Genomic DNA, 26,833 nt, shown 5'->3' on the forward strand with positions numbered 1-26,833 from the left:
CCCATCATCCCTCGTGCGCCTCCGCCCAGTGCGGATAGGTGACGTACGCCGTCAAAGCGCCCTCGCCTTCCGTGGCGATCGTCACGGATTCCCCCTTTGGCATGTAGACGATGTCGCCCGGTCCTGCCGTCACCGTGCCGTCCGCCGTGGACACCGAAAGCCTGCCTTGCAGAATAATCATGGTGTCGTGTACGGCCATTGTCTCAGTCAGCGACTGGTTGGGGGCATAGCGGCCGTAGCCGATGGTGACCGGTCCGCCGTGTCTCTCGTCGACGAGGTTTCCGACGAAGATATCGGCATCCTGCCCTGGTGACCGTTCCAGTTTGGCGTCGGACAGGCTGAATTTCTGAACTTTCATTCGATTGCTCCCTTTTCTAGACGGGACGTAGGGCGGTCGCCGAGGTCGCCAAGACAGACGCCGTACATCGCCCGCTGCGGCGTTGCGAAGAGCGCCGCCAAACAGCCTGCGCGAGAATTGGCTAGTGTACTAGACAATGCTGCGCTAGACATCTAATTATAAGTAGCGCGCAATCAAGAAGGTGTCATGTCCCACCGACTAGGAACTCAGCTTTCATTCGCCATCTACGGGGTCGCGGGCCGCGTGGCGCGTATGCACAAGCCCTTTCTGGATCCGCTGGGACTAACGTTCCCACAGTATCTGGTGATGCTCGAGCTCTACGCCGGAACGCCTCGCTACGTCGGCGACCTCGGCACGAGTCTCGGCATGGATACTGGAACGATCACGCCTCTGCTCAAGCGCCTCGAAGTTTCGGGGATGATCACGCGGATGCGTGATCCCAAGGACGAACGGTGCGTGCTGATCAACCTCACGCCAGCCGCGGAAGCCATCAAGGATGAAGTCTGGAGCATTGCCGGCAGGATCAAGAGCGCCTGCAAGATCGACGAGGCCGGCATGATCGCGCTGCGAGATACCCTCAATGACTTTGCAAGACCAGCAGTGGAATAGGAAAGGACAACGCACATGAACGTTGGGATCATCGGCTCCGGTAATATCGGCGCGGAGCTTGCCAGGAAGCTGTCAGCGGCCGGGCATACGGTGAAAATCGCCAACTCCAGGGGGCCCGAAAGCCTCAAGAACATTGTTCACAGCACAGCGATTTTCCCCGTCGCCAAGGAAGACGTGGCCACAGACGCGGACGTCGTCATCCTGTCGATACCGTTCGCACGCAACGCCGAAGCCGCCGCCTTGGTGGCCCAGGCTCCGACCGGTACGATTTTCGTGGATACCTCGAACTATTACCCCCAGCGCGACGGGCGGATCGCCGAGGTCGAAGGCGGCAAGCCGGAAACGGTTTGGGCCAGCGAACAGATCGGTCGACCTTTGGTGAAGGCGTGGAACGCCATCCTTTCGCAGACCCTCGTCGAGGCGGGGACCGCTCCTGGAACGCCAGACCGGATTGCCATCCCGATCGCGGGCGATGACCTCGCTGCCAAGCGCGTGGTGGCTGAGCTGGTGAGCGCGACAGGGTTCGATACCGTAGACGCGGGCGAGCTGGCGGATTCCTGGAGGTTCCAGCCCGGCTCTCCGGCGTACTGCACAGAACTAACGATCGAGGAACTCAAAGTCGCCCTCTCAAATGCCAGCATGGAACGCTCCCCTGCCAATCGCGACGCCATCATGAAGGCGATATCCGACGGGAGGGTGCCGATGACGCGCGCAGCTATGGCCGCGAACAACCGGGTCATGTCCAACTAAGCTCATGAGTCAGTACCGCCTGTCAGCATCTACGACCAATATCTCGTTCACTAGAATATAGAAAGCTAGGTTTCATGTCGGCTATCGCCATACCTCTCGAGGTCAACAGTCAAAACGCAGCGGCCAGCGACAAGCTGACCTCTGAATCCAAGATCGCGATCAGCGTACTGTTTGCCTCGACCTTCACCGTAATCCTCAACGAGATGCTGATGGGTGTAGCCTTGCCGACGGTGATGGCCGATCTGGGTATCACGGCATCCACCGTGCAGTGGCTTACGACCGCCTACATGCTGACGATGGCTGTGGTCATCCCTGCGACGGGCTTCCTCACCGAACGGTTCAGCATGCGGACGGTCTATACGCTCGCCATGTCCATGTTTGCATTTGGAACAATGGTAGCGATTTCCGCACCTGGCTTCGAGGTCTTGCTGGTCGGCCGTATTATCCAGGCCGTCGGCACGGCTATCGCAACCCCGCTGGCGTTCACCGCGGTGACCGCACTGGTACCTCCGTCAAGAGCCGGCCGCATGATGGCACTGCTGACGGTTTGCGTGTCGACTGCACCCGCATTCGGTCCGGCAATGGCGGGTGCCATTCTGTCCGTCGCCGGCTGGCGTTGGCTGTTCGTGTTCATCCTGCCGATCGCCGTGATCTCGCTTACCGTCGGCAACATGATGATCCGCGTGCCGGGCACCCCGCGCAAGACCAAGGTGGACGGCCTGTCCGTGCTGCTTTCGGCCATCGGGTTCGCTAGCCTCGTCTACGGGCTGGCTTCCTTCGGCGAGGCCTCCGGAGGCCACACGATCGTTTCGCCTTGGACGGCCCTTGGCGCTGGCATGATTGTCGTTGCTCTGTTTGTCGCCCGGCAACTGTTCCTCCAGAAGTCCGACCTCGCTTTGCTCGACATGCGTCCGTTCACCGTCCGCAGCTTTGCCGTGCCGGCTCTGCTCGCTGTATTCTTCATGACCGCTGCCACGGGGATGATGACGCTGATGCCGGTCATACTGCAGGCTTCATACGGGTTGACCCCATTGCAGACCGGTCTGTTCATGTTGCCGGGCGGACTGACCATCACCGTCATCTCCGTGGTGGTCGGCCGCGTCTATGATCGTATCGGTGCACGACCGCTCATGGTGGCGGGCGCGATCTTCGATGGTGCGGGTCTGTGGTTCCTGTCGACGCTTGCGCCAGGAACGCCCATCTGGCTTCTGCTTGCCACCTACATGTTCATCATCGTAGGGCAGGCCTTCCTGTGGACCCCGACATATGCGGCCTCGCTCGGCGCCCTCGACAAACACCTCCTGCCCCATGGCAGCGCCATCATGAACACGATCCAGCAGCTCTCCGGTGCGGCGGGTATCGCCATCGCATTCTCGATTATGACCGCAAGCTCTGCAGCTCTCGTCTCTAGCGGGGAAGCAATTCAGCCCGCCATGGCGCAGGGTGCACAGCAGTCTCACCTTGTCGCCTTTGGAATGGTTGTCCTGGGTCTGTTGGTGGCGTTGATGATGCCGAAGACGAAGGCGACGGCGCAAAGGACGGTTCAGGCTCACTAGGCGGCGCCTTCCGGCGGGCCACCTCCCGTTTCGAACAAAATCGTTCTTGTACGTTCACGAGGACTTGCCGGATTAAGTCCCCCGGTTCAGATTGCACCCCGATGAAAGGATTCCAGATGGTAAAGAAGTCTAAGAGCGAAGCTTCGGTGAGCACTGGACAGCCCGCATCCTTCGGCTCCGCCCTCGACGAGTGCGGGTTCAAGCCTCTCGGCCGTCGGGTGAAAGTCAAAGTCGGCGTAAACCGATACCCGCTCTGGACACCTTCAAAGGCCAGTGCCGCCGCCGAACGGCCGGAATGATCGACCGCGCATGTCTGTCTTCCTCGATTTCGAAGCCTCGTCCCTTAGCAAGCACAGCTATCCCATCGAAGTCGCCTGGGTTTTCGAAGACGGCCGAGCGCGCTCGTTCCTCATCAAGCGGATACCAGGTTGGACCGACTGGTCGTCCGAAGCCGAGGCCCTGCACGGGATATCCCGGGAGCAACTCGCCAGGGACGGCGTGGACGTTTCTACCATCGTAAGCGAAATGGTTGAAACCCTCGCGGACCATGACCTGTCTGCCAGCGCGCCGTCTTGGGACGGTAAATGGTTGAGCGCCCTGTTACGCGCGGCGGGAAATCCCAGTCACGAACTGCGTCTTCGGAAATCCGACGAGGCGTTCTTGGACCTCGCGAAGGAAGTGGCAGGGTCTTCGGTTTCGGACAAGGACATCGAGGACTTTGTGAGTGACATCATAGAGCGCACCGAGCCGAGCAGCCCGCCACACCGTGCGCTGCCTGACGCCCTTCTTGAACTTGATCGGTGGAAACTCGTGCGCGAGGAGGCCCGTGACCTGCAGGCGAAGAGGCCCTAGAGGAATGACAGGGGCTTCATCCTGTCCAGGCGGTCCGCCCAAAGCCCCTTCGCAAAAGCCGTGACGGAATTGTCTTCGCGGCCGGGTCGGTCGAGCCGGCCGGTCGAAATCCCGAGGTTCTCGAATAGAAGGATCCGACAGACTCCAGAGCGCCGCCACTGCGCTTCTCGAGTTCTCGCATCACCTCGATGCCATCCCGTTCAAAGAGGTCGATGCCGTCGAGCGAGACACCGCCTTCGAGATCGTAGTAGCACTCGATTTCGGTGACCTTGCCGTCGACGTAGTTGACGACAGGCGCGTGATCCCCGCGATATTCCGTCCCGTCGTCTCCCTTCCTCCGGCGGTCGGGCGGACCGATGACTGCCTCGACTTCCGATGGTGTCATCCCGAAACGGATTGGACCCACGCCTTCGAAGGGTTGGATTTCCCAGGCCATAGAACCCCCTGACTCGATTTGGCTAATCCGCCGTGTGCCCCAACCTACATGACGATCCGCGGTCAGACTTCAATATCGGATGATATGGCTTTGCTCGGAAACCGGGTGGAACAACGGGGATCGCGGGAGCGTTCGCCGAAACCATCAGGAGACCTCAGATGCCCGGCACGTTCGCGACCCTCTACATCTTCGCGTTTGATCTCGATGACCGTGACCAAGCGGTACAGGCGTTCGCGCCCCGGGTGGCCGCCAGCAAGGCGGCGGCCATTGAGGAAGCCCGTCACCTTGAGGGCCGCCATGCTGGTGTCGTCGTCTGGAGGCGCGAGGGCGATCCTGTCGTCGGCGAGGAAGGTGAGCCCGAGGTCGTGTTCAGCGTCGGCAGGGTCGGAGACTTTGCCTGAGCGACCTGTACTGGCCGCCCCGGCAGATGGCGGGCGAAGCTTTAGAAAGACCCGTCTGTCGTCCTGGACAACGCGTCGAACGCGCGTATTTCCTCCAGTCCCGCCTCAAGGACGGGAGTGACCGTGTCTACTGCATCGCCTCCCGCCATGAACTGCTTCGGAGGATTTTCCATGGTTCCCAACTTGACCAGCACCTCTCCAAGTTTGGCAGGATCACCTGTCTGCTGCCCGTCGTATCGGGACCACATTGCCGCGGCGGTGCCCTCGGCCGCGTAATCCTCGATCGAGCTTTCCGCATACTTCACGTTCGTCGAAGCGAGCAGGTCGGTACGGAAGAAGCCCGGCGAGACGACTGCGATCCTGATACCGAACTGCCCCACCTCGTGCGCGACCGCTAGTGAAAGCCCTTCGAGGGCGAACTTTGCCGCGCTGTAGGCGGCGCAGTGCTTGAGACCGATCACGCCCGCGACAGAACTGATGTTGATGATCCTGCCGTATCCTGCCAATCATTGTTCCGCTCGAGCTCGTACTCAGATAAGGCGGCCAGATAGAATGCAGTGTGGGCAAGAGCCAGCAGTGTGGATACCCCTTGCCATATTCAGTTGCGCCGGCTGATTTCAGCGCACGTTCGTTCCTGATGGAGACGGCCAACGTCAACAGACGGAGCTACCGCGCCGCCGAAAAAAAGCTCAAATCCGGTCATTATCGACCCTCGTACTTCGTGCACGCCAAAGAGCAGCTACCTGATCCCGCCAATGGAATTTCAGGGCAGAACTCTCATCGGATTTCACCCGAGGCAATTCCCGTTACATATCTAATGGAGACGCTAGAGCGACCGTCGGGCAAGTCGCGCTGAGCGGCCAGTCGAAGGCTAGGGTCCCGTTGCTCAATCAGGTATGTGACGGCTTGGGCATGCCATACCTCTTCAGGCCACGAAGCACGATTACACCGCTGCGCTGGCGGCATCATGACGGACGGCGATCCGCGATCCCGACGAACGGGCCATCGTAGCTTCTTCATTGGCTTTAGGTTCATGCAACAGGGTCGACGCCTGTGTACTATCGATGTCAGGACCATCGGTCGTCTTGCCGTGACCGGCTGATACACCAGGCCCAGCACATGCGTCGCGGTTGTCAGGTCTCGATCCAGGACCAGTTCCACAGCCCTGACGAGACACCTTCCGAAGACGTATGGCTTACTTGATTCGCAGACACAGCCCCGAAAGCCCAACCTTGATCCTTATGCGACGACCGATCGGTTTGAAGCCGACCTCGTCCAGCAGGGCCCCTAGAGATCTTGCCTCACGCCTCTTGTCCATGGCGATCCGCTTCGTTTTTTCATGACAAACGAATACCGGATGGCCATCGCTTTTTCAAGGAGAGGGTGAGGCAGGTCCGTAACCCGACCGATGTCGGTGTGGTTCCTGGCGACGACCAACGAGCCAGTTCATGTGGCGCTGACACCAAGGACGATCGGCAACTCACGTGCGGAACTAATTCGCCATTCATGTTGCAGATTTACCACGACCCTTACTTCGTGCACTTCTGCAACAACATGGCGCAACGCCCGGATGTCGTTTCAGATTTGACCGATGAAGACATTTTTACTAAAAATTCGCGTTTCAAATCAGGGACTTAAATTCTCCCCGACGGGCAGATTCTCACCCCAGAAGGATTGCAAACTCGGACTGGGCGTGCTCTTTTAGAGCTGCGCCAGATTGTGCCGCGTCCTGGGTGTAGGACTAGCGGATTAACACGAGCGCCATTGAGCGAACGCGGCCAGGGGTGACACACCGCCCTCCGCAGTGCTGGGGATTAAACCCGGCGGCATACTCCCGGTTTGGTCAGGCCGAAGAGTGTTTTTCAATCCGAACGCTCACGGAGATGACCCATGTCCAAGATTCCCATCTAGCCGCCTTTTCTCGACCGCTGGCCAATCCCGGCCCCGGTCACTCGACGTTCGCCGATCAAACGCTCGCAAGCACATCTCCATGTGCGGAAAGGAACTACGATGCGTACAAATCCGACCACCACCAAGGGCCGCTCGACGGATGCGGTCCATACGGTCTGCCAAGGGCGCCGTCCCAACGACTACTGCGTTCCGCCGCTTTTCGTGAACGACCTGATCAGCCAGTGTGCGGCACACTTCCTCGCGGACTTCGTCACGCACTCGGCCGACCATCTCCGCTCCGTCCTCAAATGCGGTGTCCGGGGCCCCGGCGGCCTCGTGGAAGAAGTCGCGCACTGGCTTTCCCAATGCGATGACGACGTGTCCGGCCCCGATAACAACCTCGGCTACTGGGATATCGAAGAGCGCGGACCGTGGGTCTACGGCGCTCTCGAGGCGGCCGACATCGCCCGCGTCGTGACGCGTCATACCAAAGGCTGGTCGTACCGCGACTTCGCCTCGTACGGCTACACGGTCAGGGAGAAGGCTGAGTTCGACACCGCTATCGCCGGTATGAAATAGCCGACTGCGCATCCGTGGTCGCCACCTCGACCGCAACCCCAACGGACGCATGGTCAGTCAAACCACGAACCATGAGGCGGAGCATAGCGTTGTGAAGCCCTTCACCAGAACCGTTGATACCGTCGACAAAAGCCGTCGCGTACCCCGGATCGCTCCGAAACGAAAGGACCACGAATGCCAACTTCCACTACCCCTGCCGCCAAGGCTGCGGACGTACTGGTGAACAGCGGTATCATGGCTCGCGCAGATAAGGCTGCCATGGCCTTGATCGCCGAACTTCGCGCGAAGCTCGCCAAGCCCCGCGTGTTAAGCCACCCGAGCATCCTCTTCACTTCGAGCGTACACATCCTCGGCGAGCATGATGAGCTTCGACGCGTTGCCCCCTCGGCGGCGTACGAACTCGCCGAGCTTGAGCCGTGGAACGGCATGTCGGAGGCACAGATCGCGGAGTTGATCCTCGGTAACGTCTCCGACACCTACACCATGCTCATGTTTATCGGCATCACACTAGGGGTTCGCCTTGAACTCGGCGACTCGCGGGAGCGCGTCGAGCTTACCGTCGAACAGGTCGAACAGTTCGTTGCCGCCTTGTACGATCGAACCTTCGGGAAGCCATCGTAAGGGCGCCGTCCAATCCTCAAAGACCTACCCGGGGCCGGCGGGACCTTGAACGTTAGTTGTCCCAGGCTCACCGGTCGAGGTAGAGCACCTAATCTCGAGATGAGGTGAAGTGAAATCTCGAGCCTACATGCCCGAAAAAAGTAAAATAGGAGCTTAACCTTAGATTAACCATGCATCTTAATATACCTGCCAAGTCATCAAGTAGAAATGTCTCTCGACTAGACACCTGTGCACCAGATCGTTACAAGGATAATTAGATTGAAACGGAGTAGGCCAATGCGCCCGATACATATAGCCATAGGAGCTGCAGTAGTATCGGTATAGGCGCGCCTATCCATCCACAGCATCTCCTTCGTCGAAGCAAGATCGAAATGGAGAGCCAGATGAACTTCAATCGTCAGACCGCCCGCTCTATCTATCTCAAACGCGCAGGACTCGGATTCCTCGCCGAGCCGCAGGGCGTTTCCATGCCCGCCTATCTCCCCGCACCTACCGCCGCGGATATCCGCATCCCCATCCCGTCAGGAGGCTTGGGGATATCGTAGGGGCTTTTGCGAAAGCGAAGGTCCCGACAACGATCTGCTGAAGCTGGATCCCACCGCGGGACACGCGACGCGCAAGCCTGCCTCGAAGCAGGAGGCGACCGCGCGCGGTGCCACCTTCTTCCGCGGCACTGAAGTCTATCACGAGAGCGAACTGGAGCATCGGGTGTCGGTCAAGATTCAAGGACGAAGCGACGTGCGCGAACTGCATTCCCAGTATCCGATCCTTCTGTGGATCGACGCCGACGGCGAAATCCGCAAGCACACCTGTGACTATTTCGTCGTGTTCGACGACGGCCTCCGGCTCGCCGTCGCGGTGAAATACCAGAAAAATAAGGAGCAGTTGGAAGAGCTCATCAAACAGATCCGCCTTGCGGGTTTCACCCGGCACGACAAGAAGGGCCACCTGACCGTGGGAGCCGTCGACGACATGGTGCACCTGAGCGAAGCCGAAGCCACCATCGACGACTTCGAAAACGCGCAGTGCATCGTCGCTTCCCGCCACCATAACGATCCTGCCGAATTCTCGGCGTTGCTCGAAATCGTCCGCAGGCTGCCGGGCCGCTTCCGTTTCGGAGAGCTGCTGCGCAACTGCACGAACCGCGCCAACCGTCGCACCGCCATCTGGCGCCTGATCGATGTCGGCCACCTCGTCACCGCCTCGACCGGGCGGATCGACGAACTTGCCTGGCTGCGTTTCCGCGGCTGAATCCCTCGTCCCGAACCGAAAACAGGAGCTGTCCATGACCGCCGATCCGAACCTCCACGAGTTCTTCCGACTACTCGGACGTCATTTCTCGTTCGCCCCGCAAGATCCCCGGCGTGCAAGCCGAAAGGAGATACGGGAGGCTACCCCTCCCCGCCTGCCTTCGAACGCACCGACCGAATCCGCCCGGATCAAGCAAAAAGGAACGACCGATGACCATCAACACCATCCCTGCCCGCATCTTCCACAACGCCATCGTCCAGATGGGACACCATGACCGTTTCGCCCGCAAGGCCATCAGCACCAACTTCATCCCGATCTCGTGCGACGCGAACGGCTACCGCCTTCGCAACGAAGACGACGGCAAGCACGAGATCTTCATGTCTCACCAGGAGATCTACGACGAGCTGGACGGCGGGGTTTCCGAAGTCGTCTACGGCTGGAACTGCCCTGAAATGTCGCGACTGCGCATTCTCTTCGGAGACATGCCTTTCGAGAAATTCCCGATCGAGCGCCAGAACCTCGCCTCCTACCGCGAGAAGCTGATCGATCGCTGGGACGACCATCTCGCCGACCTCGGGAAAAACCCGCGCCTTTCGACCGCCGAGATGCAGCAGTGGCTCAACGAACAGGACGGAGAGCTCTTCAAGGAGGCCATGAGGACGGCTAAAGGGGCGACGGACGGGAAATCCCGCGCCAACAAGCAGATCAAGCTGTCCTGGTTCGACGTACCCAGCGTCAAGACCTTCCAGCGCGACTACAAGAAGTACCACGCCGCCGACTGCAACAGGCTGGCGCTCATCCACCGCCACCACGGTCCCGGTCAGCGCTTTTTCCGCGCTGATGCCGATTCCATCGCGTTCGCCGTGGACAAGGCCCGCGGTTTCCTCTCGCGCCTGCGTCCAAAGTATTCGGCGGTCTTCCGCGACTACCTGGCGGCGCTGCATGTTGAGAACCGGAACCGCACCCGGAAGCTCGCCCCGGTCTCGCGCAAGAAGTTCGTGGCCCTCATCAAGAAGTTCGACGAGTTCGACACGGTCGCCGCGCGTCACGGCTACCAGGCCGCCGTGCGCAAGTTCATGAAGATCCGTCGCCAGTTCGACATCCTCCGCCCCGGTCAGCGCATCGAAATCGACCACATGAAGGTCGATCTGATCACGCTGCTCTCGGAGATCGGCGCGCTCACCACCTTGCCCGACTGGGTGGTCGAAAAGCTGAAGGAAGCGGACATGCTTCACCAGCGCATCCACGTCGTGGCCGCGATCGACGTCGCGACGCGCTACATCCTGGCGTTCAAGGCATCCACGAATCCCAAGGCGGCATCCGCCGTGGCCGCCCTGCGCATGATCATGTCCGACAAACGCTGGCTGTCGGAGTACGTGGGTGCCCGGACGCCGTGGATCGGGCGGATCTGGCCCGAGGAAACGTACATGGACAACGGCACCGAGTTCACCGCGGACCGCACCGAGACCGTGTTCCGCACCGCGCAGATCGCCTACACTCGTCCCGCGGCGGGCGATCCCCAGCGTCGTCCGTTCGTCGAGAGCCTGTTCCACACCGTGGGACCGCTGCTGACGAGCTATTTCGACGGCAAGACCTTCAACTCCATCGCGGAAAAAGGCGACTACGACGCCGCGGCTCACGTCAGCATCGACGTGGACGAGCTGATCAAGGTGTTCCTGTTCGCCATCCTGGACGTCTACCATAACCGTCCTCACGCGGGCCTTGGAGGCAACACGCCGCACAACGCTTGGGTCCAGGGTACCCAGGAACACCGAATCAAGTTCCCGCCGAGCTCGGCGGGTCTCGCCCGCATCTTCGGCGTCGCCGCGAACCGCAAGATCCAGGTCTACGGAGTTTCGAACATGGGGATCCCGTATTCGAACGACACCCTGCAGGCGCAGCGCCGCACGCACGGTCAGGACGTCGAGATCATGTACGATCCCGAGTGCGCGGAGTTCATCCTGGCCAAGGGCGAAACCGAGTGGTACCCGGTCAGGAACACCATCGGCCTCGATGGCACGGTCACCCTGCACGAGTGGGCGGCCGCGCTCAAGAGCGAGAAGCAGCGCAACGCGGAAAACGCCGTGGAAGGGCTCGCCGTCATGTACGAGGCCATCGACCGGATCCGCCGCATCGGCGAAGCCGCTACCCTGCGCGCCAACCTCAGCCACGTCGTTCCCAGCGACGCTGATTTCGAGAAGCTGCACGGTCAGCTGGACGGCGCCTGGGTCGAGGCCCCGGTGCGGGTCGTGCCGCAGCTCGAGAACGCGCTCGTCCTGCGCTCCGACCCGCTGCGTGGTGGCGACGTGGCCGTCGGCCAGGCGGTGGGCGCGGACTCGGCGGTGGTCTCCAAGCTGTTCGAGGCCTACGGCGTGAAGACGCCCGCCCCGGCTCCCGAGCCCGTCTCGAGCTTCGTCAACGACGAAGACCAGTGGAAGTGAGGGAGATGACCATGAACGACGACGAGCTTAGCCAGTTCCGGGCACGCGTGCGGTCCCACGTGATCCCGAACGACCGAGACGCGCCTCTGAAATCCCAGGTGCGGGATCTCATCGACAACGTGAACGATATCCGCAACGGAGGGGGGTCGCGTAGGCGATCCCTCTTCGTCATCGGTGAATCCGGGAGCGGGAAGTCCTTTTCGCTCCGGAACATTTTCGCGACCACGCCGGAGTTCCAGGCCTACCCGGATGAACACGGCCGCACGATGCGCCCGCTTATCAGCGTGGAAGCCCCCAGGCCCTGCGGCATCGTCGATCTCTGCAACGAGGTCCTGAAGAAACTCGGACTTCCGCAGAACCATTCCATGAAGCCCGCGTTCGCCAGGGAGACCCTCAGGACGATCCTGCGCGAACACGGGGTGATCTACCTTCACGTCGACGAGGCGCAGCATATGCTGCGCCATCCGACAGAACACGCGGTTCGGGTGATGCAGGACCAGCTGAAAGTGCTGGTGCAAACCCAGGAATGGCCGCTGCATGTCATTTTCAGCGGAGTGCTTGACCTGGACCGCCTGCTGCAGACGGACGATTTCCAGCTGGGCAACAGATCGGACGTCCGGCGTTTCGGCGAACTGACCTGGCCTGGCGATCGCAAGATCGTCGAAAGGATTCTCACCGAAGTCGCATGCGATCAATGCGGGCTCGCCCTGGACAAGAAGATGCTGGAAGACGAGGTACACGGGCGCATCTGGAAAGCCAGCCTGAAGGAGTTCGGCACCTCGATCGAGACTGTCCAGGGAGCGTCGTTTCTGGCTGTCAAAAACGGTCATCCCGTCCTCGGGAGCGCGCATTTCGCCAGGTATTACGAGCGCCACTACGGCTGCCTTCCCGTCGATAACATGTTCCTCGCCAAAACCTGGCTCGATATCGACCCGAAGAAAGCGCGCGCCGATATCGCCTTGGCCTTCAAGAAAAAAAGGAACTAGGCATGCGCCTCCCCAACAGTGTCGCGTTCCACCGGGATGAAACTCCGCTGAGCCTCGCCTCGAGGCTGGCAGCCACCAACGGCTTCGCGTCGCTTTCCATGTTCCTCGAGCTTCTCGGTGTCAGGGCGAGCGCGATCGCTCAGGGAGAGCGCGAAGCGATGGACAGGCTCGCCGATCTTTCGGGTTTCGACGTCGCCGACGTGGGGCGTTACGCCATGCGACCCGACGGATATCGCAAGGCAGTCATGGGTGGCTGCAAGGTACTGCGGACCTCCGATCGGGTCGCGCCTATCCACCGTTTCTGCCCCTTGTGCGTCAGCGCGGATCTTTCCAACGAGAGCGGCATCCCGGCCGCCCGTGCGTACGCGAGGTATCAATGGCAGACACTGGAGATCACCGTATGCGAAATTCACGAAGTCCCTCTGAAACCATTCTCGTCCGCAGGCCATCATGAACATGACCTGGCGCGCTTCGCGGAAGCCCACGCGTCCGAAATCCTGGCGATGACGGCAGACCTGCGACCTCAGGCGCCGCCTCCGGCGGAGCGGTATGTCGCTGGCCGTCTGATGGGGGTTCAGGCAAACACGTTTCTCGACAGGCTTGAGGTCTATGTGGTCGTGGAAATCTGCGAGCACCTTGGTGCTTTCATGGAAAGGCATGGATTTACTGGCGACCACACCGCGTTCGAAGGTGGATACGCGGTTGCCTGCAGAGGGCCTGCAGCCATCGAGGAGGTCATCCTTCAGGCGATCAAGACAGCCAAACCCAACAACCACACGGTACAGAAGTTTTTCGGGCGGATCATGGTGTGGCTAAGATCCCAGAGGAATAACCGGGAGATGGCCGCGGTCATCGAGATGTTCCAGGATATCGCGGCGAGGAATCTTCCGCTGTCGGAGAGCGAGATTTTCATCACCCCGGTCACGAAAAGACATCTGCATTCGATTTCCTCGGCGAGTAAGGAGTACGGGCTCGGAGAGTCGGTCGTCCGTAAGATCGTGACAGGCGCCGGACTGATCGACGGCCTGAACGCCAAGAGTTCAAGGACATGGTTCTCGGCCGACGCTGCGCGCCCCTTCCTGGAAGCGACAAAGCCGTCACTAAGGGATATGGACGTCGGCCGCGTTCTCGGGGTTCCGTCACATCTCGCCAAGGCGCTCAGGACTTCGGGCGTTATCGCCGAAACGGTCGCGACTTATGCTACCCGAGGCCGATCCAGGGTAAATCCGGCCGCACTCGCTGAATTCGTCGAGACGATCTTCAGGGGGATCATCGAGGCTGATCGCGATCATGGACTTTCGAACATCGTCGAAGCCACGTCGAATTGCTTTTGCGGCTTCGACGAGATGGTGTGCCTGGTTTTCCAGAGGGAACTGAGCAGCCTACGCAGACAAGGCGACGGCCGCCAGTTGACAGATTTGTTGATCGACTGGCGGGAAGCCTTGCAGATCCTGTATGCTGTCCCCGGGCGCGAGAATCCTCTCGAAATCATGGAGCGTGCCGTTGGCCTGGAGCAGGCGGCAGACGAGTTGAAGACGACGCCGCTCACGGTTCGGGCGCTGTTCAAATGCGGAATGCTCTCGGGTGTGGAGTTGAACGACGTAGTGGCTAAGACGAAACCGCTGTTCGTGGACAAGACGTCGCTGGCGGAGTTCGATCGCGACTTCATTTCGCTTGATGCGCTTGCCACGCTACTAGGAAGTCATCCACCGAACGTCGAAGCTTTGATGGCAAAGCGGGGTATTCTGCCCGTCAACGAGGTGTCGGTCTTCAGCGAACCTTTTTACAGCCGTGCTGACTGTGCTGATACGTCAAACCAGACCCAAGCGTTCTAGCCGAGAGCTTCCGTGGCTTGGACTGCGTCCGAGGGCTGTCAAGATCTAGATGCTTCGGCGAACCTGCGGCTAGCAGCAAGTGCCATGAGGTCCGCGTGCTCGTTATGTGGGATGCCAGAGTGGCCCTTGCACCACTCGACACTGATGTTCGGATTGGCGACGAGAAGAGCGTCCAGCGCCTGCCATGTGGCGTTGTCGGGTATGCTCCGTTTCCGCGCTTTCGAGTTGGCGACTATCCGTCTCCAACCATTGTTGCGCCAGATATGCCGCCACTTCCCACACCCTTGGACCACGTACCGCGAGTCGGTGAAGATGACCGAGCTGGTCTTAGCCCCGTTCGCGGCAAGCCAGCTGGCAGCGTTCAATACCCCTAGAAGTTCGAAAAAATTGTTGGAGCGGCCGGGCGAGGCACCGCCGTCTACGCGCACGTCTTGGCCATCTCGGAGAACGACGTAAGCCCACCCGCCCACGGACGCCCGCGCATCGTAAGAGCCATCGGTGAAGGCGTGGGTCGCGGACTCGACCGCACTCGTCTGAGCTATCAAGCGTTGGATAACGGCTGGATCAAGACGATATATTCCGTCCACGTGGCGTGCCTTTCTGCGAGATCCCAACCGGTTCTTAGCTGTCGGGAGCAAGCGTCCGAGAAGGTGTGACACAGCTCCGATCTCCGAGACAAGTGGCAACAAACTCGCGGCAACTGGCGACCCATGTCCCGACCTAAGCCTGTTAAGACCGAAGTTGGTCCGCCTCTGCGGTCGAGGAACGACCCCGCGAGCCGACTTCAAAGACGGCCCATAAACCAGGCTAGCAAACCTATTGGCACATTTTGACCGGAGCATAGTGAGCGCTGTTCAAAAAACTCAAGCTTTCCAATGTCTGGAAATTGCCTTAGAGACAGAGCTCAGAGGCATTATCAGGTGGAAGCCGGCTTTGCTGTAAGCCTTGTGTGAGACAGGGGCGTCCGGCGGAAGCCGGGCTGAGAAGCACCCTTTGAACCTGAACCAGATCATGCTGGCGGAGGGAGTCGTTTGGGCATGTCCTCTCGAAGAACAAATGCCTTCTCGCCTGCCCCGTCGACAAGGGGCAATGATGAACACAATCACTCCAACACCCGGTCAATTGCTGGACATGATGCGGACGACTAATCCGCTGGTTCAGTGCATCACCAATTATGTGGCAATGAACATTGCCGCAAATGTCTTGCTGGCTGCCGGCGCTTCGCCGGCCATGGTAAGGGCCGAGGAAGAAGCGGGTGAATTTGCCGGTTATGCCGGTGCAGTGACGATTAATATAGGCACTTTATCCACCCACTGGATCGCCGGCATGAAAAAGGCGGCCAATGCCGCCAATGCAGGGGGAAAGCCTTGGGTGCTCGATCCGGTTGCGCATTACGCAACGGCTTTCCGCCGGCAGGTCACCAGCGAGCTCATGGCCTTGAAGCCCACCATTATTCGCGGCAATGCCTCGGAAATCATGGCGCTTGGAGGCGGCCAGTCGCGCGGCCATGGCGTCGACAGCGGTGATCCGACCTCTGCTGCGGAAAACTCTGCATTGGCCTTGGCGCAGCAGCAAGGCTGCGTGGTCGCGGTCACCGGTGAAGAGGATTTCGTGACCGATGGCCGTCGTTCCGCGCGCATCCAAGGCGGCTCGTCCATCATGCCGAAGGTCACCGCACTTGGTTGCTCTCTCACATGCCTTGTTGGTGCTTTCGCCGCCATCAGGCCGGCCGAGCCATTCGAGGCGACAATCGCCGCACTGGCACTTTTTGCCGTTGCTGGCGAAGAGGCCGCCGCCGTTGCCAGCGGACCCGGATCTTTTTCCGCTCCATTTCTCGATAAGCTTGCCGACCTGCGCGGCGCAGTTATCGATGCCAAAGCAAGGATCACCACCGCATGAAGACTTTCGACCTATCCCTCTACCTTGTGCTCGATCCGGATTTGTGCCGCGCCATCGGCATGGTGGAAACGGCACGTCTGGCCGTGGCTGGCGGCGCCACCATGGTACAGCTGCGCGACAAGCAAGGCGGTACCGCCAAGATGATCCAGACCGGCCTTGCATTGAAAGCCGTGCTAGCCGGTACAGGCGTGCCGCTGATCGTCAACGATGATGTCGATGCGGCCATTGCCGTTGGCGCGGAAGGTCTGCATCTCGGCCAGGATGATACGGATATTGTTCAGGCCCGTGCCCGAATCGGCGCCGGTATGATCCTTGGGCTTTCCGTGGAAACGGGCCCGAATGCCCGGCCTGCCGATGCGCGCCTGGTTGATTATGCCGGGATCGGCCCGGTCTTTCCCACATCTACCAAGCCTGAACATGCACCGGCCATCGGCTTTGACGGACTTGCCAAGCTTGCTGCCGCTTCGCCGGTGCCGTCAGTCGCGATCGGCGGCATCAAGGCAGAGCATATCGCTTCGTCGTTTTCTGCAGGCGTCCAAGGCGTGGCGGTCGTGTCCGCCATCTGCGGCCAAGACGATCCAAAACGGGCTGCCGCAAAGCTGATGGAGGAAATCCGGAGGGTGCGTCAATGAACGAACACATTATCAGGAATGTCCTGTCGATCGCCGGCTCCGATCCTTCCGGTGGTGCCGGCATCCAAGCCGACCTGAAGACTTTCGCTGCCTGCGGCACCTATGGAATGGCGGTGGTGACTGCACTGACGGCTCAAAACACAAGGGGCGTGACTGGTATTCACGCAGTTCCGCCGGCATTTGTCGCAGCGCAGATCCAAGCCATTTTTGATGACATTCGGGTAGACGCAGTCAAGATCGGTATGGTCGCAACAGCGGAGATTGCCGAAGTCATTGCCGACATGCTGGAAGAAAAGAAGAAAAGCCTCCCCATCTTGCTGGATCCAGTAATGGTCGCCAAGGGCGGATCGCCGCTTCTTTCCGACGAGGCCGTTGCAGTGGTGCGCGATCGGCTAGTGCCCTTGGCGACGATCGTCACGCCCAATCTGCCGGAAGCCGCGGTGCTCCTCGGCGAAGCGGTCGCCACCACCCGCGAAGAGATGGAGGCACAGGGAGAGCGATTGCGCCAACTGGGTCCGAGGGCGGTTCTGGTCAAGGGAGGCCATCTGGAAGCGAATGACAGTCCCGACCTTCTGGCGGCGGCGGACGGCCTGCGCTGGTTCGAAGGCGAGCGCCGACCCACCAGGAACACCCATGGAACCGGCTGCACTCTATCAAGCGCGATCGCCGCCAGCCTTGCTCGAGGCGCTTCCGCCGCGGAGGCAGTCGAGGCCGCGAAGACTTATCTCGGGGGCGCAATCGCGGCCGCAGACAGTTTATCAGTCGGCTTAGGCCACGGTCCTGTGCATCATTTTCACCAGTTCTGGTGATACAAGCCAATCTCGCTGGACGTCTCGAACGCTCCGATATTCGGGGCTGGTCTTGCCGACGCCTCTCGACAGGAAGCCCGTGCGCAGGCTATCGAAGGTCGCACAGATCTTCCGGAGAAATTCCCATGCAAACTCCCGTCTCCATCATCCTTGATTGGGGAACGAGTTCCCTCCGTGCCGCCCTCGTCTCCCGCAGCGGTGACACACTTGACAGCCGCGAGACCCAGAGCGGCGGCATCCAGTTCGTCAAGGATGGCGCCTTCGAGGCGGCTTTAATGGCAGCCGTCGGAGATTGGTTTTCCAGCCACGGCCCCCTCTCCGTCTTTGCGAGCGGCATGATCACCAGCCGCAATGGTTGGGTCGAGGTGGCCTATGTGGATGCTCCCGCCGGCGTGGCCGAACTTGCGGCCGGCACCCGGCGTATGACGCTAGCCAATGGCGCTCCCATTACCTTCCTTCCCGGCATGCGGGATCCTGCAGCCAAACCCTTTCCGGATGTCATGCGCGGCGAAGAGGCGCAGATTATCGGCTGCGGCGTCGACACGGACCGGACGTTGGTACTGCCGGGAACCCATAGCAAATGGGCGCGGGTCGAGAAGGGGCGCATCTCCGGCTTCCAGACCTATGCCACGGGAGAGATCTTCTCGCTCCTCACCAAGCATTCCTTTATCGCCAAGGCCCAAGACCCGGAGCCGGGAAACGGGCCTCTTTGGGAAGCCTTCGATCGCGGCGCGCAATTTGCCGCCAGCGATAATGCCGCTGCGGATGCCTTCTTCTCGGCCATCTTCAGCGCCCGCACCGGGATCCTGGCCGGAGAACTGAGGCCGGAAGACATCATGGATTATGTCTCGGGTCTCGTAATCGGTTCTGAATTCCGTCAGGCACGTGCAGCCGGCTGGCTGAAGTCAGGCGATACGGTTGGTATCGTCGGGAACAATGTCCTCAACAGCCGTTATGGCCGCATCGCGCCATTATTCGGGCTTGAGATCGAAGTCAGTCCAGCCGACGCCGCCAAGCGGGGCGTCCTGATGATCGCTAGTCAAGCTACTGAAATATAAGGAGTTTCACCAATGGATTTCCAACAAGCGCTGAATGAATGCAATCTCGTCGCTATCTTGCGGGGCATAACCCCGCAGGAGGCGGAACCGGTCTGCGAAGCCTTGATCGAAGCGGGCTGGCGGATCATTGAAGTGCCACTCAACTCTCCGGAGCCATTGAAAAGCATTGAGGCGCTGGTGAAGCGGTTCGGCGATCGCGCCTTGATCGGCGCCGGTACTGTGCTGACGCCAGCCCAGGTCGCGGACGTGGCTGCGACGGGCGCAAAACTGATCGTTTCACCCAATGCGAATGTCGACGTTATCAAGGCGTCCCGCGACAAGGGCATGGTCAGCCTGCCGGGTGTCGCGACACCGACAGAAGCCTTTGCAGCCATTCAGGCTGGCGCAAGCGGCATCAAGGTTTTTCCGGCCGAAGGCATTCCGCCACAAACCATTAAAGCCTGGAAGGCTGTGCTTCCCAAGGACGTGCCTGTGCTGGCCGTCGGCGGCATCACACCAGAGAACATGCGCCCTTATCTCGACGCCGGCACGGCTGGTTTCGGGATTGGGGGTTCGCTGTTTAAGCCAGGTATGGATGTGGCGGCAGTTGCTGAAAACGCCCGCCAGTTCATCGAGGCGCTCCGCAAGGCATAACCGACAGGCTTGGCTTCAGGCGCTTTCAAATGCGTTGCACATGATGGCGAATCATCCGCTAATGTCGCCTTGGGATCCTATCGGGTGCCGAAGACGATCGTCCGTGGCGGGGTACGTCACCGGTTGAAGGTAGACATGATGGCATTCGATGCGAATATGCTGGAACGGTTGCGCGCAAAATACCTGAACAATTCCGGCGGAGAGATCTTCGATCCAAAGTTCAAGAAGGTGGGCGAGAAGATCTTCAACAAGGCCGGCACTCGCGTGGCGCCCTATGCCGGTATTCCGACTCTGTTGGACGCCCCCTACCAGCCGCTGGACGCTGAAACTCCGGATTTTGGCGATCTGCAGGTGGCAATGATCGGCATGCCGATGGATCTCGGCGTGACCAACCGGCCCGGCTCCCGATTTGGGCCGCGCGCGCTGCGTACTATCGAGCGGGTTGGGCCTTACAATCACGTACTGGAATGCGCGCCTACTTACGAACTCAAGGTGGCCGATATCGGCGACGTGCCCTTCCGCAGCCGCTACAGGCTCGAGATGAGCCACGAGGATATCGAGAAGCGCGTCAGGCAGATTGTCGACGCGGGCGTCCTCCCCCTGTCGGTTGGCGGTGATCATTCGATCACGCACCCGATCCTGAGGGCTGTCGGCAGACAAGCGCCGGTCGGCCTTATCCATATCGACGCCCATTGTGACACCAGCGGCTTCTTCGATGAAACGAAGTTTCATCACGGAGGGCCCTTCCGCAATGCGGTGCTGGATGGCGTGCTGGATCCGACCCGTACCATCCAGATCGGCATCAGAGGCGCTGCCGAATATCTCTGGGAGTTCTCTTACGAGTCCGGCATGACGGTCGTCCATGCGGAGGAAGTCACCGGGCTCGGCATTCCCGCCATCATCGAAAAGGCGAGACAGATCGTCGGCGACGGCCCGACCTATCTCTCATTCGACGTCGACAGTCTCGATCCGAGCTTCGCACCCGGAACCGGCACACCCGAGATCGGCGGCTTGACGACACGCGAGGTTCTGGAGCTGATCCGCGGCCTCAAGGGGATCAATATCGTCGGTGGCGATGTCGTCGAGGTCGCGCCGCAATACGACGCCACCACCAATACGGCGCATGTCGGCGCCCAGATGCTGTTCGAGATCCTCAGCCTGATGGTCTACAGCCCTGCCCTCAAGCAAGGCGGTTAAGGCCATTGCTTTTGCACAACGCCGCTTCCTCGGATGCGGCGCTGGCCTTGGCCGGCCACTACATCCGCAACGGGGTGAACGCCGCGGATGTCAGCTCAATACTTAATCAGACCTGCGCCGCCCGTGCGAAGACACGTTGAAGACGTTCCGCGAAGGCACGAGGGTCTGCCGGCTTCTCACCGTCAAGCACCCGCGCTTGGTCCAGGAGCAGCAGCACCGCATCCTCTCGGAAAGCTGGATCTTGCGTCGCGGCAATGGACTGGATCATGGCATGTTCAGGATTGACTTCGAGCACCGGCTTGGTGCCGCCATCTATCCGGCCGGCACCCTGCAGTATCTTTTCCAGCTGCCGGTCATAGCTCCCTTCGGCCGCGATCAGGCAGACCGCGCTCTCCGTCAGGCGTTCGGAACTGCGCACGTCGGAAACCTGGTCCGCCAGTCTCTCCTTGGCAAAGGTTAACAAATCCTGAAGAGCCGGTGAACTGGTTCCGCTGGCTGCAACCTCCGCCCCCACCTTGGCGAATTGGGCAAGATCGGCAGCACCCTGGCTGACCGACTTGAATGACTTGCCTTCAAATTGCGGCGCATTCATCACCCAGAAGCTGTCGATCTGGTCCGCAAGCAGCAGAACTTCTATCCCGCGTGCGCGGAAGCCTTCGAGTTGAGGCGACGCTGCAAGTTGCTCCAGGCTTCCCCCGGCGAGATAGTAGATAGCTTCCTGCCCTTCCTTGGCATCCTTCACATAGTCGGCGAGCGAACGGTAGGCCTCGCCAGAGGTGGTGGTGCGGAAACGAGAAAGAGCCAGCAACTGATCCCGCTTCTCGAAGTCTTCGTAGATACCTTCCTTCAGGACGGAGCCGAAATTGCTCCACAGCTTGAGGAAAGCCTCGGTATCGGTTTCGGCGAGCTTCTCGATCGCGGTCAGGATGCGGCTTGTGACACCCTTGCGGATGGCAGACAGGATGGGGCTCTCCTGGATCATCTCACGCGAGACATTCAGAGGCAGATCGGCCGTGTCAATCAGTCCCCGCACGAAACGAAGGTAGCGGGGCAGAAGTTCTGCATCGTCAGTAATGAAGACCCGCTTCACATAAAGCTTCATCCGTCCTTTTCTGTCCGGATCGAACATGTCGAAAGGCTGCGATCCCGGAATGAAGGCGAGCGCCGTATATTCATGGCGCCCTTCGGCCCGGAAGTGCACGGTTAGCGCTGGCTCGTCATACTCGCCCGATAGGCTCTGGTAGAAGCCCTGGTATTCTTCGTTCGTGACCTCTGCTTTGGATTTGGTCCACAGCGCGCTGCCGTCGGTGATCTGCGCAGGCTCTGCTTCTGGCTTTTCCCGCACACGGATCGGCACGGGTACGTGCCCGGACTGCTCCTTGACCAGACGCTCGATCGTCCAGCGGGAGGCGTAGGATTTGGCATCCTCCATCAGATGAAGGGTGATGCGCGTTCCCCGGCTCGGCGCGCTTGCGGGATCTGCTGCGGCAATGCTGTAGCTTCCCTTTCCGTCCGAAGACCACTGCCATGCCTCCGATGATCCGGCCCTGCGTGAAACCACATCAACCCGATCGGCCACCATGAAGCAGGAATAGAAGCCGACGCCGAACTGGCCGATGAGCTGGGCACCCTCGCCCGCCTTGTTGGCCTGGATGCGCTCCAAGAATGCGCGGGTGCCGGAGCGTGCGATCGTCCCCAGCGCCTCGATCATCTCTTCGCGGCTCATGCCGATGCCGTTGTCTTCGATAACGATCTTCTGTCCGGCTTCATCGAGTGAAAGCGTGATCCGGCTGTCGGCATCCTGGGCAAGCAGAGCAGGGTTTTCGATCGCTTCATAACGAAGCTTTTCGCAGGCGTCGGCAGCGTTGGAGATGAGTTCGCGAAGAAAGATGTCCTTATCCGAATAAACGGAATGGACCATCATATGCAGGAGGCGGGCAACATCGGCTTCGAAGGCGTGCGTTTCGGCGGGCTTTTCGACAGTGTCGGTGGTCATTGATTGCGGATCTCCCTGAGCGGAAAAAGATGCCGATGAGTTGGCAAGTCTCGACAGAAAATTCAAGACGTTTTTGGCGGTGTCTGTTCGTGCTCCACCTTTGGCACTTTGGTCTTGGCTGGGCCTCTGTTGACAGCTGTCAACAAGTCGGGCCGACCAGTTGACAGCTGTCAACATGCCAACGACTCACTCGCACGTTGAAGTGTGATCGAGGGAAAAAAGAGCCGAACCACGCAGCGGCGCCTACCTGAAGATGGAAGACTATGCTTCAAATTTGGGGCCTCACCATATTTTACTCGGGTCGTTTATGGGAGGCGCGGCCGCGACCTCAGCTGCGCCTGGTGCATGATTTCGGACAGGGGAATGCCAAGCTGGGAAGCCTCCAGGACATAGCCCAGCCTTAGGCTTTGGGAAGAGATCTTCGCGGGGTCCACGCCGGCTTTCCGGCAGCGTGTCTTGAGGATGAGGCCGACGGATTGCGGGGTGAGGGCCCGCCAATCGACATTACCCCACTGGTCGATCCGGCGGAAAACAGAACCGCTGTGGATGCCTGAATCTGCCAGCCACTGCTTCAACGCAACCACGGGATAACCGACCATCCGCACCTCTCCCTGCTTTGATGAATTCGCCCCTGAAGGTTTGAGGCGGATGATCATGCAAGGTTGGGGAGATGACGCGTCGCCCGCGTCATCGAGTGGCTCGCCATCCAAGAGATCCTCGACCTGCAGGTTGACCAGCTCCGCGCGCCGCCGTCCGCCCGACGCAAACGCTGTGAGAAGGAGTGCCCTGTCGCGGATGTCGTGAAGGAGGTTAGTGTTGCAGGTCGCCAGCAACTTTTGAAGAACGTCGCTGGTCACAGCCCGCGTCCCCTCGCTTACCGCCGAAGCTTGGCGGGTGCTCTGGAGGACGTCCTTTATGACAGAACTCCATGAACCCAATGCAAGTCCCCGCGCCTTGGCCAAACTCCTCCAACTGGTCAGCCTACGCCGCACCGTGGCAGACGAGTGGCCAGTCGCGCCCCGCAGCAAGCCCCTCGACTGCATGCCCTGCTGGACTTGCGCCGGCATGCTTAGCTCACTCGCTTTGGCTTTACCGCCATCACGTCTTCGGTGATGCGCCACGAATTGCAGAAGCAAAGCTTCCGGCGCGGGCCAGGACAGGGCGTCTCCAGTGGACATAAGGCACCATGTCTCCAGATAAACAAGATCCGAGGCGAGAGCGCGAACCGTATTGTTACTCAAGCCTTGCCGGCTCAAGCGACATAGCGTCTCGACATCATCATCCGCCAAAACGGTCGCCAGGAAGTTGCGGCGGTTGAACGAAAAGATCCCCTCAAGTTCGTCGAGACGCTCGGCCCGCTTCAAGGCCTCAGGAGACAAGGCGTCTGCCAGTATCCGCGAACCTTCTGACATCCTGTCACTCCTGCCGCTGAAGTCTTCGGAGGCACATCTCGGCATTCACTCCGGGTCTAAGAGACGCAGCACCTATGCTCCGAGCCAGCGTCACCACGGCCGCCTGCTTCACGAAACTTACCGCCGCCGATCGTAGATCCTTCAAGGATCAGCCGAGACCAATAAGCGAGGAATTCCGGCAGAAAGCTGGTCGCTGAAAGTGCGACTGATGTAGCCTGAACGCGTCGGCACGACTCACAGCTGTCACTATCGATATCACGCCAATAAAATCGGAGCAATTCAACCTAGAGACGTCAGTTTTCGTCTCTGTCTTGGCGTTCGAAGTGCTCGGCAATCTGCTGGCCTGTCGCAACCCATACATCCGGCTTCGTCTGCACATAGCGCAGAAAGTCCCGCAGCAAATGCCAGCGCATTGGGCGGCCAGAGACCTGCGGGTGCAGGACCAGCGTAGTAACGCCGCCCCAGGCGTGGGTCGCCTCGAACTCATCGATCCACAATCGCAGCACTGCGTCCCGGCCGAACAGCGGCCGAGAACTGCTACGACTCGACATGCCGAAGTTCCAGTCGTCGAAGGCGAAATTCACCGGTATTTCGACAAGGCCGCGATCAGCCCCATGGGGCGCATGACGATAGGGGAGGATGTCATCCCTGAACGAGCTGGAATAACGGATGCCGGACCTTGCGAGATAAGCCAGCAGCTCCGGAAAATTCTCTCCCGACGGCGCCCGGTAACCCACCGGCCGCACGCCAAGCGCCGACTGCAGCGCCTCAAAGCCGCGATCAATCTCCTCGAATGCCTCATCGAGCTTGTCGCGCTCCGGCAGCTTGTGGAGATAGCCATGGTGACCGATCTCATGGCCGGCAGCCAGCATAGTCTCGCAGATCGCCCGATGCGCCAGTGCCGTCCAGCCAGGCGTGAAGAAGGTTGCCTTAATGGCAAGCTCGTCCATCAGCTCAAGAATCTTACGTATGCCGACGCGGGCGTCGTAGCCGCCGTGTGATGTCGTCACCATGCGATCGACATTAGACGGATTATTGCCGATCCAGGCCGTTTCGGCATCGACATCGAAACCGACGAAAACGGCACTCCTGGCACCATTCGGCCAGGTCATGGCCGGTGCGGCGGGAGCAGGATTGAGCGGGCGAGGGGAGAGGTCGTACGTCATGTTGTCTCCTCAGCGAAAAGTCGCACGGTTATCGGCATCGCCGGACAGCCGCGAGATCAGCTCTGCTACATCGTCGAACTGGTCCAGATCGGTCAGCATGGACCAAAGCGCGTCAGCGCGTGTATCATCGGTCGCCATTGCGGCAAGCGCGCGGAACTTCGCGGCAACAGAGGCAAGCGGCATCGGCCGCTCTGCCGAGCCGGTGGCGCGGGGCACCATGCGCTGGATGCGGAAACCATCGTCGAACTCCACCGACACGATCGGCTCGTCGAGCGGCAGCATGCCCTCGTCGACCGACAGCGTCATGCGCGCCATTAGCTCGACGATGCGGGGATCCTCGCGACGCTCCTGGGTATAGGATTCCAGGCCGGCGCTGCCATGGACGCAGCGGGCGGCTAGCGCATAAGGCAGGCTCATCTGCGTTGGCGCCAGTGCACCATTTTCGCGGGCACCGCACATGCCCATCAGCATGGGGCTCATTGCAAGCCCGATCGACCTGATCTGAGCCGGCGTACGTCCGGTCTCTACCAGCATGTCCTCGAGCGCATCGATGGCCGAATGGGCACCACGGCAGGACGCATAGGGTTTGAGGACCGCGCGGCGGAGCTTGAAATCGACGCCCAGATCCTCGGACAGTTTTTCGGGTTGGCATGTGTCCTTGTTGAAGGTGCGGAAGAAGCCGCCCCAGACATCATCGAACACCCGTGACGGACCAGTCATGCCGCCGGCGGCCAATTCCGTCGCCAGCAAACCGCCTTCCGAGGCGCGACCGGCATGGATCTTCTTGGCCTGCGAGCCATCGTGGATGAAGGCCCAGAGACCGGAGGAGAAGCTTGTGGACAAGGTCATTGCATCGCGTGAGGCCAGTGGATCGAGCCCGAGCAGACGTGAAGCCCCCGCAGCGGCGGCAAACGTGCCGCAGGTGGCGGTCGAATGCCAGCCCAGACTGTTATGGGCATCGTAGCCACCGGCAGCTTCAAGCAGGCGGCGGCCGGCGTCATAACCGGCGACGACGGCAGTAATGAGCTGCTTCCCGCTCACAGGTCTTGCCACCTTGCCGATGGCGGCCATCACGGCCGGCAAAACGACGGCACCGGAATGGTCGCAGCCACCGGAGTCATCGAGTTCGAGCGCATGCGCGGCAACCCCGTTCAGCAAGGCCGCGTCGTGGGCGGATGTGTATCTCTTGGTGCCCCATACGGGGGTTTCTCCGGCTGCCGTTGCCACGGCGCCGGCGATGCGGAACTCTGCCGATCGCGTTCCGGCAAGGGCCGCGCCCAGCGTGTCGGCTATATGGATCTTGGCCTTCGCGACGACATCTTCCGGCAGGTCTTCAAACTGCAGCGTCGCTGTGAACTGCGCCAGGAGGTCGATCGGCTTGGTGCCGAGGCTGCGGGACATATGCCGATCTCTCGGAGAATGCGAGGAGGGGAGGTGGAGCCCGAACCGCTGCCGGTCCGGGCTCT

Annotated in this window: 26 protein-coding genes and 1 riboswitch; of the genes, 18 read left to right on the forward strand and 8 right to left on the reverse strand. The window is 60.4% G+C overall.

Annotation, left to right across the window (positions count from 1 at the left end):
- Nucleotides 1–4 precede the first annotated feature (4 nt).
- Nucleotides 5–358, reverse strand: coding sequence for an AraC family ligand binding domain-containing protein (locus E2F50_RS20265; RefSeq protein WP_133317995.1), 354 nt, complete (start codon nucleotides 356–358; stop codon nucleotides 5–7).
- A 186-nt stretch (nucleotides 359–544) separates the two neighbouring features.
- Here E2F50_RS20265 and E2F50_RS20270 point away from each other — a divergent pair, with 186 nt between their 5' ends.
- The 4 genes from E2F50_RS20270 to E2F50_RS20285 all read left to right on the forward strand — a co-directional run bounded on the left by E2F50_RS20270 (nucleotide 545) and on the right by E2F50_RS20285 (nucleotide 4,125).
- Nucleotides 545–967 carry a MarR family winged helix-turn-helix transcriptional regulator gene (locus tag E2F50_RS20270; RefSeq protein WP_133317996.1) on the forward strand — a complete coding sequence of 141 codons (423 nt, stop codon included), beginning with the start codon at nucleotides 545–547 and terminating at the stop codon, nucleotides 965–967.
- Between the two features lie 15 nt (nucleotides 968–982).
- Nucleotides 983–1,717 carry an NADPH-dependent F420 reductase gene (locus E2F50_RS20275; protein WP_133317997.1) on the forward strand — a complete coding sequence of 245 codons (735 nt, stop codon included), beginning with the start codon at nucleotides 983–985 and terminating at the stop codon, nucleotides 1,715–1,717.
- Between the two features lie 74 nt (nucleotides 1,718–1,791).
- Entirely contained in the window at nucleotides 1,792–3,273 is a 1,482-nt protein-coding gene (locus E2F50_RS20280) for a DHA2 family efflux MFS transporter permease subunit (RefSeq protein WP_133317998.1), read from the forward strand.
- 309 nt (nucleotides 3,274–3,582) lie between these two features.
- Nucleotides 3,583–4,125, forward strand: a complete 543-nt coding sequence (locus E2F50_RS20285; RefSeq protein WP_133317999.1) for a 3'-5' exonuclease — start codon at nucleotides 3,583–3,585, stop codon at nucleotides 4,123–4,125.
- Between the two features lie 16 nt (nucleotides 4,126–4,141).
- On the opposite strand, the gene E2F50_RS20290 is transcribed toward E2F50_RS20285, so the two are convergent.
- The gene (locus E2F50_RS20290) at nucleotides 4,142–4,561 is read right to left on the reverse strand and encodes a hypothetical protein (RefSeq protein ID WP_133318000.1); all 420 of its coding nucleotides are present in this window, start codon (nucleotides 4,559–4,561) and stop codon (nucleotides 4,142–4,144) included.
- Between the two features lie 158 nt (nucleotides 4,562–4,719).
- Between E2F50_RS20290 and E2F50_RS20295 the strand changes: the two genes are divergently transcribed.
- On the forward strand, nucleotides 4,720–4,962 hold the full coding sequence (locus E2F50_RS20295) for a hypothetical protein (protein WP_133318001.1): 243 nt from the start codon (nucleotides 4,720–4,722) through the stop codon (nucleotides 4,960–4,962).
- Nucleotides 4,963–5,003: 41 nt separating this feature from the next.
- Here E2F50_RS20295 and E2F50_RS20300 read toward each other — a convergent pair whose 3' ends face one another.
- Complete coding sequence (locus E2F50_RS20300; RefSeq protein WP_133318002.1) at nucleotides 5,004–5,468, reverse strand: SDR family NAD(P)-dependent oxidoreductase; 465 nt, start codon at nucleotides 5,466–5,468, stop codon at nucleotides 5,004–5,006.
- Nucleotides 5,469–6,972: 1,504 nt separating this feature from the next.
- Between E2F50_RS20300 and E2F50_RS20305 the strand changes: the two genes are divergently transcribed.
- From E2F50_RS20305 to E2F50_RS20330, 7 genes are all read left to right on the forward strand, one after another.
- Entirely contained in the window at nucleotides 6,973–7,431 is a 459-nt protein-coding gene (locus tag E2F50_RS20305) for a hypothetical protein (protein WP_133318003.1), read from the forward strand.
- Nucleotides 7,432–7,605: 174 nt separating this feature from the next.
- The gene (locus tag E2F50_RS20310; RefSeq protein WP_133318004.1) at nucleotides 7,606–8,052 is read left to right on the forward strand and encodes a hypothetical protein; all 447 of its coding nucleotides are present in this window, start codon (nucleotides 7,606–7,608) and stop codon (nucleotides 8,050–8,052) included.
- Nucleotides 8,053–8,435: 383 nt separating this feature from the next.
- Nucleotides 8,436–8,597 (forward strand): hypothetical protein, encoded by a 162-nt coding sequence (locus E2F50_RS23035; protein WP_161974278.1) that lies wholly within the window; start codon nucleotides 8,436–8,438, stop codon nucleotides 8,595–8,597.
- 163 nt (nucleotides 8,598–8,760) lie between these two features.
- The gene (locus tag E2F50_RS20315; protein WP_245515515.1) at nucleotides 8,761–9,303 is read left to right on the forward strand and encodes a hypothetical protein; all 543 of its coding nucleotides are present in this window, start codon (nucleotides 8,761–8,763) and stop codon (nucleotides 9,301–9,303) included.
- Between the two features lie 209 nt (nucleotides 9,304–9,512).
- Nucleotides 9,513–11,744, forward strand: a complete 2,232-nt coding sequence (locus E2F50_RS20320; RefSeq protein WP_133318006.1) for a DDE-type integrase/transposase/recombinase — start codon at nucleotides 9,513–9,515, stop codon at nucleotides 11,742–11,744.
- An 11-nt stretch (nucleotides 11,745–11,755) separates the two neighbouring features.
- A complete protein-coding gene (locus tag E2F50_RS20325) occupies nucleotides 11,756–12,730 on the forward strand; it encodes an ATP-binding protein (protein WP_161974280.1) in 975 nt (324 codons plus the stop codon).
- 2 nt (nucleotides 12,731–12,732) lie between these two features.
- A complete protein-coding gene (locus E2F50_RS20330) occupies nucleotides 12,733–14,565 on the forward strand; it encodes a TniQ family protein (protein ID WP_133318008.1) in 1,833 nt (610 codons plus the stop codon).
- Between the two features lie 38 nt (nucleotides 14,566–14,603).
- On the opposite strand, the gene E2F50_RS20335 is transcribed toward E2F50_RS20330, so the two are convergent.
- Nucleotides 14,604–15,407: a ribonuclease H family protein gene (locus E2F50_RS20335; protein ID WP_133318009.1), complete on the reverse strand. Its 804-nt coding sequence runs from the start codon at nucleotides 15,405–15,407 to the stop codon at nucleotides 14,604–14,606.
- Nucleotides 15,408–15,511: 104 nt separating this feature from the next.
- Nucleotides 15,512–15,608, forward strand: a riboswitch (TPP riboswitch).
- Between the two features lie 49 nt (nucleotides 15,609–15,657).
- Between E2F50_RS20335 and thiM the strand changes: the two genes are divergently transcribed.
- From thiM to speB, 6 genes are all read left to right on the forward strand, one after another.
- Nucleotides 15,658–16,464, forward strand: coding sequence for a hydroxyethylthiazole kinase (gene thiM, locus E2F50_RS20340; protein WP_133318010.1), 807 nt, complete (start codon nucleotides 15,658–15,660; stop codon nucleotides 16,462–16,464).
- A complete protein-coding gene (gene thiE, locus E2F50_RS20345) occupies nucleotides 16,461–17,096 on the forward strand; it encodes a thiamine phosphate synthase (RefSeq protein WP_133318011.1) in 636 nt (211 codons plus the stop codon). The genes thiM and thiE overlap by 4 nt, the downstream gene beginning before the upstream one ends.
- Before the next feature lie 8 nt (nucleotides 17,097–17,104).
- Nucleotides 17,105–17,905 (forward strand): bifunctional hydroxymethylpyrimidine kinase/phosphomethylpyrimidine kinase, encoded by an 801-nt coding sequence (gene thiD / locus E2F50_RS20350; protein ID WP_133318100.1) that lies wholly within the window; start codon nucleotides 17,105–17,107, stop codon nucleotides 17,903–17,905.
- Between the two features lie 125 nt (nucleotides 17,906–18,030).
- Nucleotides 18,031–18,963, forward strand: coding sequence for a 2-dehydro-3-deoxygalactonokinase (locus tag E2F50_RS20355; protein WP_133318012.1), 933 nt, complete (start codon nucleotides 18,031–18,033; stop codon nucleotides 18,961–18,963).
- 12 nt (nucleotides 18,964–18,975) lie between these two features.
- A complete protein-coding gene (locus E2F50_RS20360) occupies nucleotides 18,976–19,596 on the forward strand; it encodes a 2-dehydro-3-deoxy-6-phosphogalactonate aldolase (RefSeq protein WP_133318013.1) in 621 nt (206 codons plus the stop codon).
- Between the two features lie 138 nt (nucleotides 19,597–19,734).
- Nucleotides 19,735–20,793 (forward strand): agmatinase, encoded by a 1,059-nt coding sequence (speB, locus tag E2F50_RS20365; RefSeq protein WP_133318101.1) that lies wholly within the window; start codon nucleotides 19,735–19,737, stop codon nucleotides 20,791–20,793.
- A 106-nt stretch (nucleotides 20,794–20,899) separates the two neighbouring features.
- Here speB and htpG read toward each other — a convergent pair whose 3' ends face one another.
- The 4 genes from htpG to E2F50_RS20385 all read right to left on the reverse strand — a co-directional run bounded on the left by htpG (nucleotide 20,900) and on the right by E2F50_RS20385 (nucleotide 26,768).
- Nucleotides 20,900–22,789 carry a molecular chaperone HtpG gene (htpG, locus tag E2F50_RS20370; protein WP_133318014.1) on the reverse strand — a complete coding sequence of 630 codons (1,890 nt, stop codon included), beginning with the start codon at nucleotides 22,787–22,789 and terminating at the stop codon, nucleotides 20,900–20,902.
- A 305-nt stretch (nucleotides 22,790–23,094) separates the two neighbouring features.
- The gene (locus E2F50_RS20375) at nucleotides 23,095–24,201 is read right to left on the reverse strand and encodes a site-specific integrase (protein ID WP_161974282.1); all 1,107 of its coding nucleotides are present in this window, start codon (nucleotides 24,199–24,201) and stop codon (nucleotides 23,095–23,097) included.
- 293 nt (nucleotides 24,202–24,494) lie between these two features.
- Nucleotides 24,495–25,367 carry a polysaccharide deacetylase family protein gene (locus E2F50_RS20380; protein ID WP_133318016.1) on the reverse strand — a complete coding sequence of 291 codons (873 nt, stop codon included), beginning with the start codon at nucleotides 25,365–25,367 and terminating at the stop codon, nucleotides 24,495–24,497.
- A 9-nt stretch (nucleotides 25,368–25,376) separates the two neighbouring features.
- A complete protein-coding gene (locus E2F50_RS20385; protein WP_133318017.1) occupies nucleotides 25,377–26,768 on the reverse strand; it encodes an MmgE/PrpD family protein in 1,392 nt (463 codons plus the stop codon).
- Nucleotides 26,769–26,833: the final 65 nt, after the last annotated feature.

It is taken from the genome of Rhizobium deserti (assembly GCF_004358025.1).
Lineage (GTDB): Bacteria > Pseudomonadota > Alphaproteobacteria > Rhizobiales > Rhizobiaceae > Neorhizobium > Neorhizobium deserti.